At 69.7% G+C, this 13,826-nt stretch carries 15 protein-coding genes; 3 read left to right on the top strand and 12 right to left on the bottom strand.

Translation table 11 applies throughout. From position 1 onward, the window contains the following. Positions 1 to 18: 18 nt before the first annotated feature. The 5 genes from ACU5AP_RS11845 to ACU5AP_RS11825 are packed head-to-tail and all read right to left on the bottom strand — an operon-like array spanning position 19 to position 3,214. Entirely contained in the window at positions 19 to 828 is an 810-nt protein-coding gene (locus ACU5AP_RS11845) for an AraC family transcriptional regulator (RefSeq protein ID WP_446681276.1), read from the bottom strand. A 6-nt stretch (positions 829 to 834) separates the two neighbouring features. Beyond that, positions 835 to 1,278: a DUF1178 family protein gene (locus ACU5AP_RS11840; protein ID WP_046654424.1), complete on the bottom strand. Its 444-nt coding sequence runs from the start codon at positions 1,276 to 1,278 to the stop codon at positions 835 to 837. Continuing rightward, entirely contained in the window at positions 1,275 to 2,114 is an 840-nt protein-coding gene (locus ACU5AP_RS11835; protein WP_128719330.1) for a carbon-nitrogen hydrolase family protein, read from the bottom strand. The genes ACU5AP_RS11840 and ACU5AP_RS11835 overlap by 4 nt, the downstream gene beginning before the upstream one ends. Next, positions 2,115 to 2,372 (bottom strand): glutaredoxin 3, encoded by a 258-nt coding sequence (gene grxC / locus ACU5AP_RS11830; RefSeq protein WP_128719329.1) that lies wholly within the window; start codon positions 2,370 to 2,372, stop codon positions 2,115 to 2,117. It lies immediately after the preceding gene. Positions 2,373 to 2,407: 35 nt separating this feature from the next. Beyond that, positions 2,408 to 3,214, bottom strand: a complete 807-nt coding sequence (locus ACU5AP_RS11825; RefSeq protein WP_446681275.1) for a phosphoribosyltransferase family protein — start codon at positions 3,212 to 3,214, stop codon at positions 2,408 to 2,410. Here ACU5AP_RS11825 and ACU5AP_RS11820 point away from each other — a divergent pair. Beyond that, positions 3,213 to 4,109 (top strand): methyltransferase domain-containing protein, encoded by an 897-nt coding sequence (locus tag ACU5AP_RS11820; RefSeq protein WP_128719328.1) that lies wholly within the window; start codon positions 3,213 to 3,215, stop codon positions 4,107 to 4,109. The two genes, ACU5AP_RS11825 and ACU5AP_RS11820, sit on opposite strands and share 2 nt — an antisense overlap. Before the next feature lie 19 nt (positions 4,110 to 4,128). Here the strand turns inward: ACU5AP_RS11820 and ACU5AP_RS11815 are convergent, their stop codons facing one another. The 4 genes from ACU5AP_RS11815 to ACU5AP_RS11800 are packed head-to-tail and all read right to left on the bottom strand — an operon-like array spanning position 4,129 to position 7,069. After that, the gene (locus ACU5AP_RS11815; protein ID WP_003164181.1) at positions 4,129 to 4,311 is read right to left on the bottom strand and encodes a Flp family type IVb pilin; all 183 of its coding nucleotides are present in this window, start codon (positions 4,309 to 4,311) and stop codon (positions 4,129 to 4,131) included. A 27-nt stretch (positions 4,312 to 4,338) separates the two neighbouring features. Continuing rightward, positions 4,339 to 4,752, bottom strand: coding sequence for a (deoxy)nucleoside triphosphate pyrophosphohydrolase (locus tag ACU5AP_RS11810; RefSeq protein ID WP_312051753.1), 414 nt, complete (start codon positions 4,750 to 4,752; stop codon positions 4,339 to 4,341). Then, positions 4,749 to 6,131, bottom strand: coding sequence for a bifunctional glutamate N-acetyltransferase/amino-acid acetyltransferase ArgJ (argJ, locus tag ACU5AP_RS11805; RefSeq protein ID WP_312051754.1), 1,383 nt, complete (start codon positions 6,129 to 6,131; stop codon positions 4,749 to 4,751). Before argJ ends, ACU5AP_RS11810 begins: the two co-directional genes overlap by 4 nt. Further along, positions 6,128 to 7,069, bottom strand: a complete 942-nt coding sequence (locus ACU5AP_RS11800; RefSeq protein WP_046654418.1) for a peptidylprolyl isomerase — start codon at positions 7,067 to 7,069, stop codon at positions 6,128 to 6,130. The genes argJ and ACU5AP_RS11800 overlap by 4 nt, the downstream gene beginning before the upstream one ends. 276 nt (positions 7,070 to 7,345) lie before the next feature. Here ACU5AP_RS11800 and secA point away from each other — a divergent pair, with 276 nt between their 5' ends. Together secA and ACU5AP_RS11790 are read left to right on the top strand one after the other, a co-directional pair. Beyond that, positions 7,346 to 10,198, top strand: a complete 2,853-nt coding sequence (gene secA, locus ACU5AP_RS11795; protein ID WP_088410968.1) for a preprotein translocase subunit SecA — start codon at positions 7,346 to 7,348, stop codon at positions 10,196 to 10,198. Positions 10,199 to 10,379: 181 nt separating this feature from the next. Then, a complete protein-coding gene (locus ACU5AP_RS11790) occupies positions 10,380 to 11,543 on the top strand; it encodes a kynureninase/PvdN C-terminal domain-containing protein (RefSeq protein WP_446681274.1) in 1,164 nt (387 codons plus the stop codon). 4 nt (positions 11,544 to 11,547) lie between these two features. On the opposite strand, the gene ACU5AP_RS11785 is transcribed toward ACU5AP_RS11790, so the two are convergent. From ACU5AP_RS11785 to ACU5AP_RS11775, 3 genes are all read right to left on the bottom strand, one after another. After that, positions 11,548 to 12,345, bottom strand: coding sequence for a hypothetical protein (locus tag ACU5AP_RS11785; RefSeq protein WP_446681273.1), 798 nt, complete (start codon positions 12,343 to 12,345; stop codon positions 11,548 to 11,550). 46 nt (positions 12,346 to 12,391) lie between these two features. Further along, positions 12,392 to 12,865, bottom strand: a complete 474-nt coding sequence (locus tag ACU5AP_RS11780; protein WP_446681272.1) for an N-acetyltransferase family protein — start codon at positions 12,863 to 12,865, stop codon at positions 12,392 to 12,394. A gap of 73 nt (positions 12,866 to 12,938) precedes the next feature. Then, positions 12,939 to 13,826, bottom strand: a complete 888-nt coding sequence (locus ACU5AP_RS11775; protein WP_446681271.1) for an alpha/beta fold hydrolase — start codon at positions 13,824 to 13,826, stop codon at positions 12,939 to 12,941.

Here is a 13,826-nt window from a genome sequence, read left to right as displayed (position 1 = left end):
GGGAAGGTTACGCAGCCCTCACGGCGCGGGCTTGTAGGAATGCGACGCCAGCCGCAGCGCCAGCTCCACCTGTTCGCGCGCCCAGGCGGTGGCGGTGCAGCCCAGGAAGCGACGGAAGTCGCGCGCCATCTGCGGTTGGTCGAAATAGCCGGCGGCCAGACCGGCCTCCAGCCAGGAGGCGGCGTCTGCGTCCTGGCCCATCGCGTGATCGAAGATGCGACGGAATCGGAAGACCGAGCGCAGGGTGCGCGGCGCCACGCCGACCCGGTCGCGGAACCGGCGCTGCAGGGCGCGGCGCTCGGCCGGGCTCAAAGACAGCCCCTCAAGGTCGCTCTCGGCGGCGGCGACCTGGGCGCGGACGGCGGGGTCGATGCGCCAGTCGCCGGCCCGGCGCTGATCCTCCAGCAAGGCGCCCAGGGCGGCGGCCTGCCCCGCCGGATCGCCGGGCGGCGCCGTGAAGCCGTCCAGCCGCGCCACAAGGTCCAACCGCCGGTCGGTCGCCTCGATCAGCGGGCGGCCGAGGAACGCCCGCGCCCCGTCGGGCTCGAACTTGGCGGCGACGATCTCGACCGGGCCGACCGGACGGATGGCCATCGGCCGGGTCATCTGGCCGGCGAAGATCACCGACGGCTGCGGGCGGAAGACGCCGTCGACGTCCTGTTCCTCATAGGGGGCGGCCAAATCGACCACCAGCTCGGGACAGCCGTCCGGAGCGATGCGCTGGACCCCGCCGCTGGGGCTTGGTGCGGCGTATGTCCACAGCAGGCGCACGAAGGGGCGCAAAGGTTCGGGCGGGGCGAATTCCTCGTACCGTTCCCCCTCCCCCATCTGCGATCAGTTCGCCTTCTTGGGATCGGGCGGCAGGCTGGGCAGGGGAGCGCAAGGCACGCCGTCGTCCTTCAACTTCTTCACCTCGGCAGGGGTGGCCTCGCCGTAGATCTCGCGCTTCTCGCTGCGGCCTTCGTGGATGTCACGGGCCTCGCGGGCGAAGGCGTCGCCGACGTAGTCGAAGTTCTGCTCGACGTGGTCGCGCACCTCGCGCGCGGCCTGCATCATCATCGACTGCATCTGCTGCAAAGCTTCAGGTTTCAGGGCCTCGGGCGCGGTCTTCTTCGTGCCGGAGACGGCCGGGGCCATCACCTGCTTCCTCACCGCCGTCGAGCCGCAGAAAGGGCATTCCACCAGACCGCGCTCCGCCTGATCGTCATAGTCGGACGAGGAGCCGAACCAGGCCTCGAAGCCGTGGTCGCGGTCGCAGGAGAGGGCGTAACGGATCATAGGGGCAGGTCGAAGTCGCGGTCGTGGCGCAGGGCGGGCACGCTAGCGCGCGCCTTCTCCACGGCCGAAAGGTCCAGCCGGGCGTGCAGCACGCCCGGTTCGTCATGGTCAAGCCGGGCGATCACCTCGCCCCACGGGCCGACGACCAGGGAGCGGCCCCAGGTCTGGCGGCCGTCCTCATGCGTTCCGCCCTGGGCGGGGGCCAGGACAAAGGCGCCCGTCTCGATGGCGCGGGCGCGCAACAAGGCCTCCCAATGCGCCTCGCCGGTCGGGCGGGTGAAGGCGGCGGGGACGGCGATCAGCGTCGCGCCCGCCTGGGCCAAGGCGCGGTGCAGATGCGGAAAACGCAGGTCGTAGCAGATGGTCAGGCCAAGACGCCCCCAAGGGGCAGCGGCGACCACCGCCGCCTCGCCGGGCCGCACCGAGGCGCTTTCGCGATAGGTCTCGCCGTTCGGCAGGTCGACGTCGAAGACGTGGAGCTTGTCATAGCGGGCCGTGATCGCGCCGCTGGGGTCGATCATCAGGGACCGGTTGGCGGCGCGCGGGTCATCCGCCACGCCCGAGCGGACGATCGTCGAGCCGACCAACAGCCAGACGCCCAGTTCGGCGGCCAAGGCCTTCAGCCCTAGGACAGCCGGGTCGGCGCCTTCGTCCGACAGGGCGGCGTCGCGCAAGACGCGGCGTTGCTCGAGAAAGTTGGTCCCCTCGGGCGTCAGGATCAACTGCGCCCCCTCGGCCGCCGCCTGACGGATCAGGGGCTCGACATGCGCCAGCCCCGCGGCCGCCGTCGCCGGCGTCCGCGTCTGGATCAGCGCGATGTCGAGCGTGTCGGTCACCTAGGCCGCCAGCAGGGCGTCCAGCTCGCCCTTGCGGTCCAGGGCGTGGATGTCGTCCGAACCGCCGACGTGCTTTCCGTCGATGAAGATCTGCGGGAAGGTGGAGGCGCCGCCCGAGCGTTCGACCATCTCGGCCTTCTTGGCCGGATCGTTGGAGGCGACGATCTCCGTATAGGCCGCGCCCTTGCGGTCCAGCAGGGCCATGGCGCGGATGCAGTAGGGGCAGCCGGGTTTGGTGTAGAGGACGACTTCGGCCAAGGGGAACTCCTGAAGGCGGATGGGAAGGTTCTCCCTCACTTAAGCGGTTCGCGCGCGTTTTTCACCCTCGCGATGACGGCCAGGTCGACAGCGCGCGCTCCGGCCTCGATCAGCGCCCGCGCGCAGGCCTCGGCCGTGGCCCCCGTGGTCAACACGTCGTCGATCAGCAGCAACCGCCGCCCCTTGATCCGCCGCCGCCCGGCCTCGGTCACGGCGAAGGCCGCCTTGACGTTCAGCCGCCGTCCGCGCGCGGACTTGCCGCCCTGGCTGGCGGTCGGCAGAGGGCGGATCAGGGCGTCCGGCAGGTAGTCGAGCCGCGCCGCGCGGGCCAGCGGCCGGGCGATCTCGGCCGCCTGATTGAACCGCCGCGACAGCAGACGGGCGCGATGCAGCGGCACGGGGACCACGGCGTCGGCCGTCTCGATCAGGGGCGCGGCCGAACGGCTGATCCAGCGCGCGAACAGAGGGGCGAACTGCTGCTGGTCGCCATGTTTGAACTTGAGGATGATCCCGCGCGACGCCTCGTCGTAAACGCAGGCCGCCCGCGCCCGGCCGAAGGCGTAAGGGCTGGCGACGCAGGCCGCGCACCGCTCCGCCGCGAAGTCGCCGCCGTCATATTCGAACGCCGCGCCGCAACCGTCGCAGACCGGCGCCTCCAGAAAGGCCACCCGGCTCCAGGCGTCCGGCGACAGGCCCGCGGACGCCGCCGCCTCGCGGCTGTCATGAGCGACGGGCGGCAGCAGAATATCCAGCAGGCCCCGGCCCGTATCGCGCGCGCCGGATGCTAAAGGCGCAACGACGCCTTTCAATCGACCTCGCCAGCCCCCATCCTGAACCGACATGAGCGCCCCCTCTCCCTCCTCCGGTCCCCCGATCATCTTCGACGCCGCGCGCCGCGCCGCGCGCCTGAGCCGCGCCGCCCGACATTTCCCCGACGCCGACTTCCTGCACCTGCGCGCCGCCGACAATGCGGTGAACAGCCTCGAAGTGATCCTGCGCGAGTTTCAGACGCCCGTCGACCTGTCGCCTCACCCCGGCGTCTTCGCCCGCGCCCTGGCCGACAGCCCGGCGCGTGAGCGGGTGGGCCAGGTGCGCGCCGTCGGCTCGACGGCCGAGCGCGCCGCGCCGGGGGCCGGGCCTCTGGGGCTGGAGGACGGGTCGGCCGATCTGATCGTCAACCTGCTGGGCCTGCACTGGGCCAACGACCTGCCCGGCGCCCTGAGCCAGATTCGCCGCGCGCTGAAGCCCGACGGCCTGTTCGTCGCCAGCCTGTTCGGCGCCGCGACGCTGAAGGAGCTGCGCGGGGTGCTGACCGAGGCTGAGCTGGAGGTCAACGGCGGCGCCCAAGCGCGCGTCTCGCCCTTCGCCGATGGCTTCGACGGGGCGGCCCTGCTGCAACGGGCCGGGTTCGCCCTGCCGGTGACGGACGTGGACCGGGTGACGGTGCGCTATGGCGATCCCTTCGCCCTGATGCGCGACCTGCGGGCGATGGGCGAGACCAATGTGCTGGCCGGGCCGATCCGGCCGCTTAGCCGCGCCGTGCTGGCCCGCGCGGCCCAGCTCTACGCCGAGCGCCACGCCGAGGCGGACGGGCGCATCCCCGCCACCTTCGAGATGGTGCATCTGGCCGGATGGGCGCCGCACGAGAGCCAGCAGAAGCCCGCCAAACGCGGCTCGGCCAAGACGCGGCTGGCCGATGCGCTGGGCGTCAGGGAGCAGACCGGGGAAGAGGGCTGAGCCCCGCTCTTCCCTGGATCTAGGCTCCGCCGATAGCGCCGCTGATGGTCGTGGAGATGTAGTCGTACATGGCCGTGGAGCGCGCCGCGAAGGCGCTGACGGCGGCGATGATGACCAGGAAGATCAGGCCGCAGATCAGGCCGTATTCAATGGCCGTGGCGCCGCCTTCGTCGCGGTGGAACCGGCAGATGAAACCCTTCACGCCCGGCCCTCCCCTGTCGTCGGCCTGTCAGAGCAGATCGCGCAGCCAGGCGATCAGCGGTTCGTCGGCCGGAGGCATGGGATAGGCCGACAGCTTGTCCGGCTTCACCCAGGCCAGACCCGCGTGCTCGCGCGCCTCGACCACGCCGGACCAGCGCCGGCACAGGTAGAGTGGCATCAACAGGTGAAAGGATTCGTAAGCGTGACTGGTAAACACGAAGGGGGCCAGGCAGGCCTCCTTGACGTCGATGCCCAGTTCTTCCTTCAGCTCACGGATCAGGGCCTGTTCAGGCCGCTCGCCCGGCTCGACCTTGCCGCCGGGAAACTCCCACAGGCCCGCCAACTGCTTGCCCTCGGGGCGTTTGGCGATCAGCACGCGGCCGTCCGGGTCGATCAGGGCGACGGCGACCACCAGAACGGTGGGAACAGACGCCTCGCTCACGAGCGGTAATCCCCGTTGATCTCAACGTAGCGTTTGGTCAGATCGCAGGTCCAGACGGTGGCCGAGGCCCGGCCCGAGGCGACATGGACGGTGATGTCGATCTCGGCGTTCTTCATATAGGCGCTCATGACCGCCTCGTCGTAGGTCGGCGAGGGGGCGCCGTCGACGGCGGCGACGTGCGGACCGAAGCGGATAGCCAGGCGGTCGCGGTCGACCGCCTCCTCCGTCTTGCCCACGGCCATGACGATGCGGCCCCAGTTGGCGTCCTCGCCCGCGATGGCGGTCTTCACCAGCGGGCTGTCGGCGATCGACTTGGCCAGTTTGCGCGCCGAGGCGGGCGAGGCGGCGCCCTCGACCGTCACCTTGACGAACTTGGTTGCGCCCTCGCCGTCCTTCACCAGCTGGTGCGCCAGGTCGAGCATGACGGCGTCCAGCGCCGCCGAGAATTCCTTCAGCCGACGGTCGCCGACGCGGCCGATGCGCGGCGCGCCGGACGCGCCCGTGGCGAACAGCAGCGCCGTGTCGTTGGTCGAGGTGTCGCCATCCACCGTCACGCTGTTGAAGGTGGTGCGGACGTGCAGGTTCAGCAGGGCCTTCAGCACCGGCGGGGCGATGTCGGCGTCGGTGACGATGAAGGCCAGCATGGTCGCCATGTCCGGCGCGATCATGCCCGAGCCCTTGGCGATGCCGGCGATGCGGACCTTGACGCCCTCGATCTCGCACTCGGCGTAGGCGCCCTTGGGGAAGGTGTCCGTGGTCATGATGCCCAGACCGGCCTGCGCCCAGGCGTCAGCCTTCAGACCGGCTTCGACCTCGGGCAGGCGGGCGGTGATCTTTTTGTCGTCCAGCACCACGCCGATAACGCCGGTCGAGGCCAGCATGACGTCGCGCTGGCGACAGTCGAAGCGTTTGGCGACCTCGGAGGCCGTGCGGCGCGCGGCGTCGGCCCCGGCCTTGCCGGTGAAGGCGTTGGCGCAGCCGGCGTTGACGACCAGGGCCTTGACCCCCTCGCCGCCCTTGTCGGCGTCCAGATGACGCTTGCACCAGTCGACCGGGGCCGAGCCGACCTTGTGCCGGGTGAAGACGCCCGCGCAGGACGCGCCCTCGGGGAAGCGAAAGACCACCAGATCGTCGCGCTCATGCTTGTAGAAGCCCGCGCGCGCCGTGGCGATCTCGACCCCGCCGATCGGCGGAATGGCTGGGAAAGGCACGGCCAGGGGCGAGATCATCAGGCCCGGCTTGCCGGGCGAGGCGGCGACCGCCTGGGTGGCCGATTGCGTCGCGCGCTTCAGCGCCGAGGCCAGCGGATCCAGCGCCTTCTCGATGGCGGTTTCGATCTTCTTGCCGGTCGAGGCGGACTTGGAGGGCGGCTGGCTCATGAGGCGTTTCCGGCGGGAGAAGCGGAGGTTTTCTGGGCCGCAGGCGGGGCGGCGGACTCAACGGGGGCTGAAGGCGGGGCCGTCTTGGTCCCGTCCAGGGAGATCTCGACCTCGGCCTGGCCGCGCAGTTGCTCCAGCAACTGACGAACGCCTTCATAGGTCAGGTAGCGCACGATCTGCGGCCGCGCCTGCTCCAGCGTCGGCGGAGTTTCGACGCGGCGATCCTCGACCTTGAGCACGGCCCAGCCGGTCTCGGTCTGGATCGGACCGACGACCGCGCCCGGCGTCTGGCCCTGCAGGGCGGCGGCGTAGGGACCGGGCAGAACGTCGAGCGTCGAATAGCCCAGGTCGCCGCCGGAATAGCGGGTGGCGTCGTCGATGGAGCGTTGGGCGGCGACGGCCTCGAAGGCCGCCCCCTGCCCCAGGACGCCCAGGACGGCGTCCGCCTGTTCCTTGGTCGGCGCCAGAATCAGGCGCACCCGCACCTCTTCGGTCGCGCGGGCCAGCCGCTGCTGCTCGGCGTAGAGGCGTTCGACCGCCTGTTCGGACACGGCGCCGGACACCACCTTCTCGACCAGCATGTCGCCCAGGATGCGTTCGCGCACGGCCTGCAGGCGGCGCTGGGCGGCGGGGCTGGAATCGAGGCCGCGACGTTCGGCCTCGGCGGCCAGCAGCTTCTGATCGACCACCTCGTCCATCACCCGGCGAAACAGTTCGGATGAAGCGTCCAGGGGATCGTCCTCGCCGATCAACCCCTGCGCCACCGCCTCGCGGCGCACGTCTGAGGCCCAGACGGCGCGATCGTTGACCCTGGCCACGACGCGGTCGTTCTTTTCCGGCGCGGCCTCGTCGCCGCCGCGCCCGCAGGCGGCCACGCCCAGCGCCAAACCGGCGACGACGACCAGAAACAGGCTGTGGAGGGGACGTCGCGCTCGCATCGGACGCTCCGGGCAAGGGTCTGTGGACAGGCCGTCGAAACGGACATTCGCGCCTGAAACACGCCGCCTTAAAAAGGCCCTCGCGTTGACAGGGATAAGGGCGGTGCTTAAGTCCCGCCTGCGCCCAAGTCGAGGGGTTTTCGATCGTCTGCGCGGCCCTTCGCGCGCCCTCATCTGCAGGGAAGGCCCGGGGCCGGCGTGATCGCGGCCCTCCGACCGGGTGAAACTGTCTTTCTCAGAGCCTTCAGCCGCTCGACCGCCTGACCCGGATCGCCCATGCTCGGCTTCGCCAAGAAATTTCTCGGTTCCTCCAACGACCGCAAGGTCAAGGCCTTCATGGGCCAGGTCCAGAAGATCAACGCCCTGGAATCCAAGTTCGAGGCCTTCTCGGACGACGAACTGCGCATGATGACGCAGACGTTCAAGGATCGCATCGAAGCCGGCGAGAGCCTGGACAAGCTGCAGAACGAAGCCTTCGCCGTGGTGCGCGAAGCCTCAAAGCGCGTGCTGGGCCAGCGTCAGTACGACGTGCAGATGACCGGCGGCATGATCCTGCATGAAGGCGGCATCGCCGAAATGCGCACCGGCGAAGGCAAGACCCTGGTCGCCGTGGCCCCAGTCTATCTGAACGCCCTGGCCGGCAAGGGCGTCCACGTCGTCACCGTCAACGACTATCTGGCCCGCCGCGACGCAGAGCAGATGGGCCGCGTCTATCGCTTCCTGGGCCTTGAGGTCGGGGTCATCGTCAACGGCCTGTCGCAGGGCCAGCGCCAGATGGCCTACAACGCCGACATCACCTACGGCACCAACAACGAATTCGGCTTCGACTATCTGCGCGACAATCTGGTCTACGACCGTCGCGAGATGGTGCAGCGCGGCCACCACTTCGCCATCGTCGACGAGGTCGACTCAATCCTGATCGACGAGGCGCGCACGCCGCTGATCATCTCGGGCCCGACCGAGGACCGTTCGGACCTCTACAAGGTGCTGGACGCCCTGGTGAAGGAATTGATCAAGGACAAGGACACCTACGACCTCGACGAGAAGCAGCGTCAGGCCCTGCTGACCGAGCTGGGCTCGGAGCGGATGGAGCAGATGCTTCAGGACGCCGGCCACTTCGCCGAGGACACCGTCGACCTGTACGACCCGGCCAACGTCAGCCTGGTCCACCACACCAACCAGGCCCTGCGCGCCAACACGCTCTACACGCGCGACAAGGACTACATCATCAAGGACGGCGAGATCGTCCTGATCGATGAATACACCGGCCGCATGATGACGGGCCGTCGCCTGTCCGAAGGTCTTCACCAGGCCATCGAGGCCAAGGAAGACGTCAAGATCATGCCCGAGAACCAGACCCTGGCCTCGGTGACGATCCAGAACTATTTCCGCCTCTACGAGAAGCTGTCCGGCATGACCGGCACGGCCGCCACCGAGGCCCAGGAATTCCTCGACATCTACAAGATGGACGTCCTGGAAGTGCCGACCAACCGTCCGATCCAGCGCAAGGATTACGACGACGAGGTCTATCGCACCTTCAAGGAAAAGAACGCCGCCATCGCCGCCCAGATCGCGGAATGCCACGTTCGCGGCCAGCCGATCCTGGTCGGCACCGTCTCGATCGAGAACTCCGAAGAGCTGTCCGAAGTCCTGAAGACCTACAGCTACAAGGTCGAGCGTTCGCGCACCCTCAAGCCCGAATACGCGGGCCGCGAGAAGGAAGCGCAGAAGGTCGGCGACGCCGCCTATGACATCGACTACGCCACCGGCCGCGGCATTCCGCACAACGTCCTGAACGCGCGCCAGCACGAGCAGGAAGCCTACATCGTCGCCGACGCCGGTCTGCCGGGCGCGGTGACGATCGCCACCAACATGGCCGGCCGCGGCACCGACATCCAGCTGGGCGGCAACCTGGAGATGCGCCTGCAGCGCTGGAGCCAGGAACAGCGCAACATGGCCGTCGCCGTGACGCCGGAAGACCTTGCAGCCAAGGAAGCCGAGTTCAAAGCCGAGATCGCCGCCGCCAAGGAACAGGCCATGGCCGCCGGCGGCCTGTTCGTCCTGGGCACCGAGCGCCACGAAAGCCGCCGCATCGACAACCAGCTGCGCGGCCGCACCGGCCGTCAAGGCGACCCCGGCACCTCGAAATTCTACCTGTCGTGCGAAGACGACCTGCTGCGCATCTTCGCCGGCGACCGTCTGGACGCCATCATGAAATCCTTCGGCGTGGCCGAGGGCGAGGCGATCAGCCACCCCTGGCTGAACCGCGCCGTCGAGACCGCCCAGAAGCGCGTCGAAGCCCGCAACTACGACATGCGCAAGAACGTGCTGAAGTACGACGACGTCGTGAACGACCAGCGCAAGGCCGTGTTCGAACAGCGTCAGGAGTTCATGGACTCCGAAGACTTGTCGGAGCTGGTCGCCGACTTCCGCAACGACGCGATCAACGACCTGGTCGAACGCTATATGCCGCCCAAGGCCTATGCCGAGCAGTGGGACATCGACGGCCTGGACGAGAAGGTGAAGTCCACCCTCGGCCTCGAACTGCCGCTGCATGACTGGGCCGCCGAGGAAGGCGTCTCCAACGAGGAGATCGAGGAGCGCATCGTCGCGGCCGCCGACGTGCGCGCCGCCGAACGCCTCGAACTGATCGGCGCCGACCAGACGCGCGGCCTCGAAAAGCAGTTCATGCTGCAGATGATCGACATGCAGTGGCGCGAGCACCTGGTTCATCTGGACCACCTGCGCGGCGTCATCGGCCTGCGCGGCTACGGCCAGCGCGACCCGCTGAACGAATACAAGACCGAAGCCTTCAACCTGTTCGAGACGCTGCTGCACGACCTGCGCCACAACGTCACGCGCTGGCTGATGACGGTCGAGTTCCAGTTCCAGGCGCCGCCGCCGATGGAAATGCCCGAGTTCCAGGAAATCCACCTGAACCCCGGCACCGGCGAGAACGAGATGCTGAACCCGATGGCCCAGAACCCGGAAGGCCAGCTGACCGGCGACGACCGCTCCAAGCTGCCGGTCGAGGCCCTGCCCGTCGGTTGGGAGCGCACCAGCCGCAACGCCGACTGCCCCTGCGGCTCGGGCCGCAAGTTCAAGCACTGCCACGGTAGTTTGATCTAAGGCGCGCTGACGCGCGCGGCGCTACGCTCGCGACGCGGTCGCTCGCTGCTTGAACGCCAAAGACCGACTTGAGAGAGGCGGGTTCGCGAAAGCGGCCCGCCTTTTTCTTTGGCCGCGCCTTTCCTTACCGCTCATCCGTCTTTTCTGTTGGGCCGCCCGCTGATCCGGGTAAGGTCGGACCATGAACTACAAGCCCCTGTTCTCGCGTGCGCTGGGCCTCGATCCGGAACGCCTGCATTTCGCCGCCCACAGCCACCACCTGTGGCCCGACGTCAGCTTCGACGGCCAGGTCCAGGCCTGGGCCGAGGCCAACCGCTTCGCCGACCGCAAATGGGATCTGGTGTTCGGAGAGGTCATCCCGGAGGCGCAAGCGCATGTCGCCAAGGAACTGGGCCTGCCCTCGCCCGACAGCCTGATCTTCGCGCCCAATACGCATGAGATTCTGCTGCGCATCGTCTCGGCGGTCGACAAGGCGCCGGTGCGCATCCTGGCCACCGACGGCGAGTTCCACTCCTTCCGCCGCCAGTCGGAACGCTGGGAGGAGGCGGGACAGGCCGTCGTCACCCGCGTGCCCCTGGCTCCGTTCGAGACCTTCGCCGACCGCTTCGTCGCCGCGGCCAGGGCGGGCGGGCACGACCTGATCTTCGTCAGCCAGGTCTTCTTCCGCGCCGGCGGGCTGTTCGAGCGCATCGCCGAACTGGCGGAACTGGCCGACCCGGCGGGACCGTGGGTGGTGGTCGACGGCTACCACGGCTTCATGGCCACGCCGACCGATCTGTCGGCCGTGGCGGACAAGATCTTCTATCTGGCCGGGGGGTATAAGTATGCGATGGCCGGCGAAGGCGCCTGCTTCCTGCACGCCCCGCCCGGCTTCGGCCCGCGCCCGGTCGTGACCGGCTGGTTCGCCGAGTTCGGCCACCTAGAAGGCCCGCCCGGCGGGGTTCAGTACCGCTCCGACGGCGGCCGCTTCTGGGGCGCCACCTTCGACGCCAGCGCCCTGTACCGCTTCAACGCCGTGCGCCGGATGCTGGACCAGCACGGCCTGACCACGGCGACCATCGCCGAGCACGCCCGCGGCCTTCAGACCCGGTTCCAGACGGCGATCCAGTCGGACGAAGCCGGGGCGCTGGCCGAGGCCGAGATCCTGAACCCGGTCGAGGGGACAGCGCCGCGCGCCCGCTTCCTGGCCCTGCGCCACGCCGACGCGCCGCGCTGGAAGGCGGCGCTGCAGGAGATGAACGTCATCGCCGACGTGCGCGACGACGTGATCCGCTTCGGCTTCAGCCTGTATCAGAGCGAGGACGACGTGGAGAAACTGATCCACGCCTGCGCCCGCCTGAGCTAGGCCGTCAGAAAAACAGGCTGTCGGCGTCGCGCCGCGCCTCGGGCGGATCGGTGCGCCGGGACGAGGCGGGGCGCGCAGACGAAGCGCGGGGCGCGGGCGACGCCTTGGCTTCAGCTCGCCTGGGCGCCGGATCCCCCGGCAAGGACGGCGCCGGGGACGCAGCCCGCGCCGGAGCCGCAACGGGCGGCGCAGACGGCGCGGCGGTCTTGGCCGGCGGCGGGCCCAGGCGCGGATAGGCCGCCCCCTTCGGCTCGACCGCCCGGCGCGGCGCGACCACGGAGGGCGACGCCGGCGCCTCGACCGCATCCGCCGATGTCGCGGCCGAGGCCGCCAGCAGCTGCCGCGCTTGCGCCCGCGCGCGCGGATGATCGCAGCGGCACAGCATCAGCCCCGCCAACCCTCTCCAGATCAGCAGCGGGCGGCGCGGCGGCTCGGCCCAGCGGCGGGCCAGGCGCTCGATCTCGCGGACCAGTTCGGCGTCGTCCGTCGGCACGGGCCGAAGCTCATGGCCCTGGGCCTCGAGCTCGGAGGTGATCTGGGACAACCAGACGGCGCCGCTGGAATCGGGGCCGTCGTGATCATGGACGTAGACGGGCGTAAGGCCGAAAGCGGCGCCCCCGGCCGCCGCTTCCAGCCGCGCCTCGAACCCCTCGGGCGCGACGATCGGCTGAGGCTCATGACGCGCGACCGCCAGCCACCAGGCGGCCAGCGCTACCCCCAGCATCAGCAGGCCCAGAACAGCGCCGATCAGCGCCCCCAGAAGGATGCGCGGCAGTTGAGAAGAAGAGGCGGACGACGTCATCGTCCGTCAGGACTAGCATCGAACCGACGCACGACAACCCCTGAGGCTAGGGCGTGGTCTTCATAGCCTGGGCCGACCAGCGCACCACGACCTTCTCTTCCTGCTCGGCGCCGAGGCGGGCGTAGAAGCGCCGCGCGCCGTGATTGTCCGCGCGAACCTCCCAGCGGCCGCTCAGCCCCTCGCCCGCAGCCTCGGCCGCGAAAGCCCGCATCAGCGCCTCGCCTACGCCAGCGCCGCGCGCCTCTTCGGCCACGAACAGATCGTCGAGGTTGAGGTAGTCCCCGCCCCGCCAGATGCCGTAGACCCGCGTCCAGGAGACGAAACCCGCCGCCCGCCCCGCGATCTCGGCCAGAAGGAAGGCGGCGCGCGGCGGCTGGGTCGACAACGCCTGCGCCAGACTGTCCGGCGTGGCGGCGAGATAGGGAGCCAGGCCCTCATGCTCCGCCAGAGCGCGCATCAGGGCGTGGATGCGCCCGGCGTCCGTCGCCGTCGCGCGGCGCACCGTCAGGTCTGCGGTCATGGCGGCCCTCCCCCTCCCGGCTGGTTCCGTACGGCTTCTTGGCGCGACGGAGACGTTCCGCCAAGCGCAGGATTCAGACCGCCAGGTCGAACAGGGCGTCGCGCGTGATCTCGGCGTGGGTCATGGGGAACAGATGGCCGCCGCCCGCCGTCGTCTCGACCTGCATGGCCGCGCGACGCGCTGAGGGCCGAACCGCGCACAAGCTGCCCGTCTCGCCCTTGAGGATGCGCACCGCTCCCGGATAGCGGGCCAGCGCCCGCCACGGGTCGTGCGCCTGGGCGGCGTAGTTGGAGGCCTCCCACGCCGGGCTGCAGGTCAGCTCCAGACCTCGATCCGTCTCGGCCAGGCCGTCGGCCAGATAGTCGGCCAGCATCAGATCCGGCCAGCCCTTGAAGGCGCCGCGTCCGCGATAGGCGGCCAGGGCCTGTTCACGGCTGTCGAACACCGCGCGGCGCTTCAAGGTGCGCGAGACGATGGGAAAGCCACGCGACAGTCGGCCCGCCAGCGGCAGGTTCAGCGCCATCACCATGGGACGCGGCCAAATCACCGGGTCGAGCAGCAGCAGGCGCGACACCCGTTCGGGCTGCTCGGCGGCGGCCAGCAGGCCGCTGGTCCCGCCGATGGAGTGGCCGGCCAGAGCCACGGGCGGGCCGCCGATCGCCTCCAGCAGGCCGATCAGGTCGTCGCGGTGATCCTTCCAGCTGCGATGGCCTTCCGGCTCGGCGGGCAGGCGCGTCGCGCCGTGGCCGCGCAGGTCGGGCGCCCAGATGCGCAGGGCGCTGGACAAGGGCTGCAGCAGGGTGCGGTAGGTGCGGGCGTTGAAGCCGTTGGCGTGGACGAAGACCAGATCGACCGGCCGCTCGCGATCGCCGAAGTCCAGAACCGCCATCTCGCCGCCGCCCCAGCGATTGTCGATGGGGACGCTGATCCGGCGCGGCGCCGACAGGGCCAGGGCGTCCAT

Source organism: Brevundimonas sp. RM1 (assembly GCF_052907225.1).
This window is presented reverse-complemented; position numbering and strand designations above follow the sequence as displayed.

Bases quoted from the DNA above. Each gene is read 5' to 3' on its own strand.
- ACU5AP_RS11845 (WP_446681276.1), bottom strand. From the start codon at position 828: ATGGGGGAGGGGGAACGGTACGAGGAATTCGCCCCGCCCGAACCTTTG.
- ACU5AP_RS11840 (WP_046654424.1), bottom strand. From the start codon at position 1,278: ATGATCCGTTACGCCCTCTCCTGCGACCGCGACCACGGCTTCGAGGCC.
- ACU5AP_RS11820 (WP_128719328.1), top strand. From the start codon at position 3,213: ATGAGCGCCCCCTCTCCCTCCTCCGGTCCCCCGATCATCTTCGACGCC.
- ACU5AP_RS11825 (WP_446681275.1), bottom strand. From the start codon at position 3,214: ATGTCGGTTCAGGATGGGGGCTGGCGAGGTCGATTGAAAGGCGTCGTT.
- argJ (WP_312051754.1), bottom strand. From the start codon at position 6,131: ATGAGCCAGCCGCCCTCCAAGTCCGCCTCGACCGGCAAGAAGATCGAA.
- ACU5AP_RS11800 (WP_046654418.1), bottom strand. From the start codon at position 7,069: ATGCGAGCGCGACGTCCCCTCCACAGCCTGTTTCTGGTCGTCGTCGCC.
- secA (WP_088410968.1), top strand. From the start codon at position 7,346: ATGCTCGGCTTCGCCAAGAAATTTCTCGGTTCCTCCAACGACCGCAAG.
- ACU5AP_RS11790 (WP_446681274.1), top strand. From the start codon at position 10,380: ATGAACTACAAGCCCCTGTTCTCGCGTGCGCTGGGCCTCGATCCGGAA.
- ACU5AP_RS11785 (WP_446681273.1), bottom strand. From the start codon at position 12,345: ATGACGTCGTCCGCCTCTTCTTCTCAACTGCCGCGCATCCTTCTGGGG.
- ACU5AP_RS11780 (WP_446681272.1), bottom strand. From the start codon at position 12,865: ATGACCGCAGACCTGACGGTGCGCCGCGCGACGGCGACGGACGCCGGG.
- ACU5AP_RS11775 (WP_446681271.1), bottom strand. From the start codon at position 13,826: ATGGACGCCCTGGCCCTGTCGGCGCCGCGCCGGATCAGCGTCCCCATC.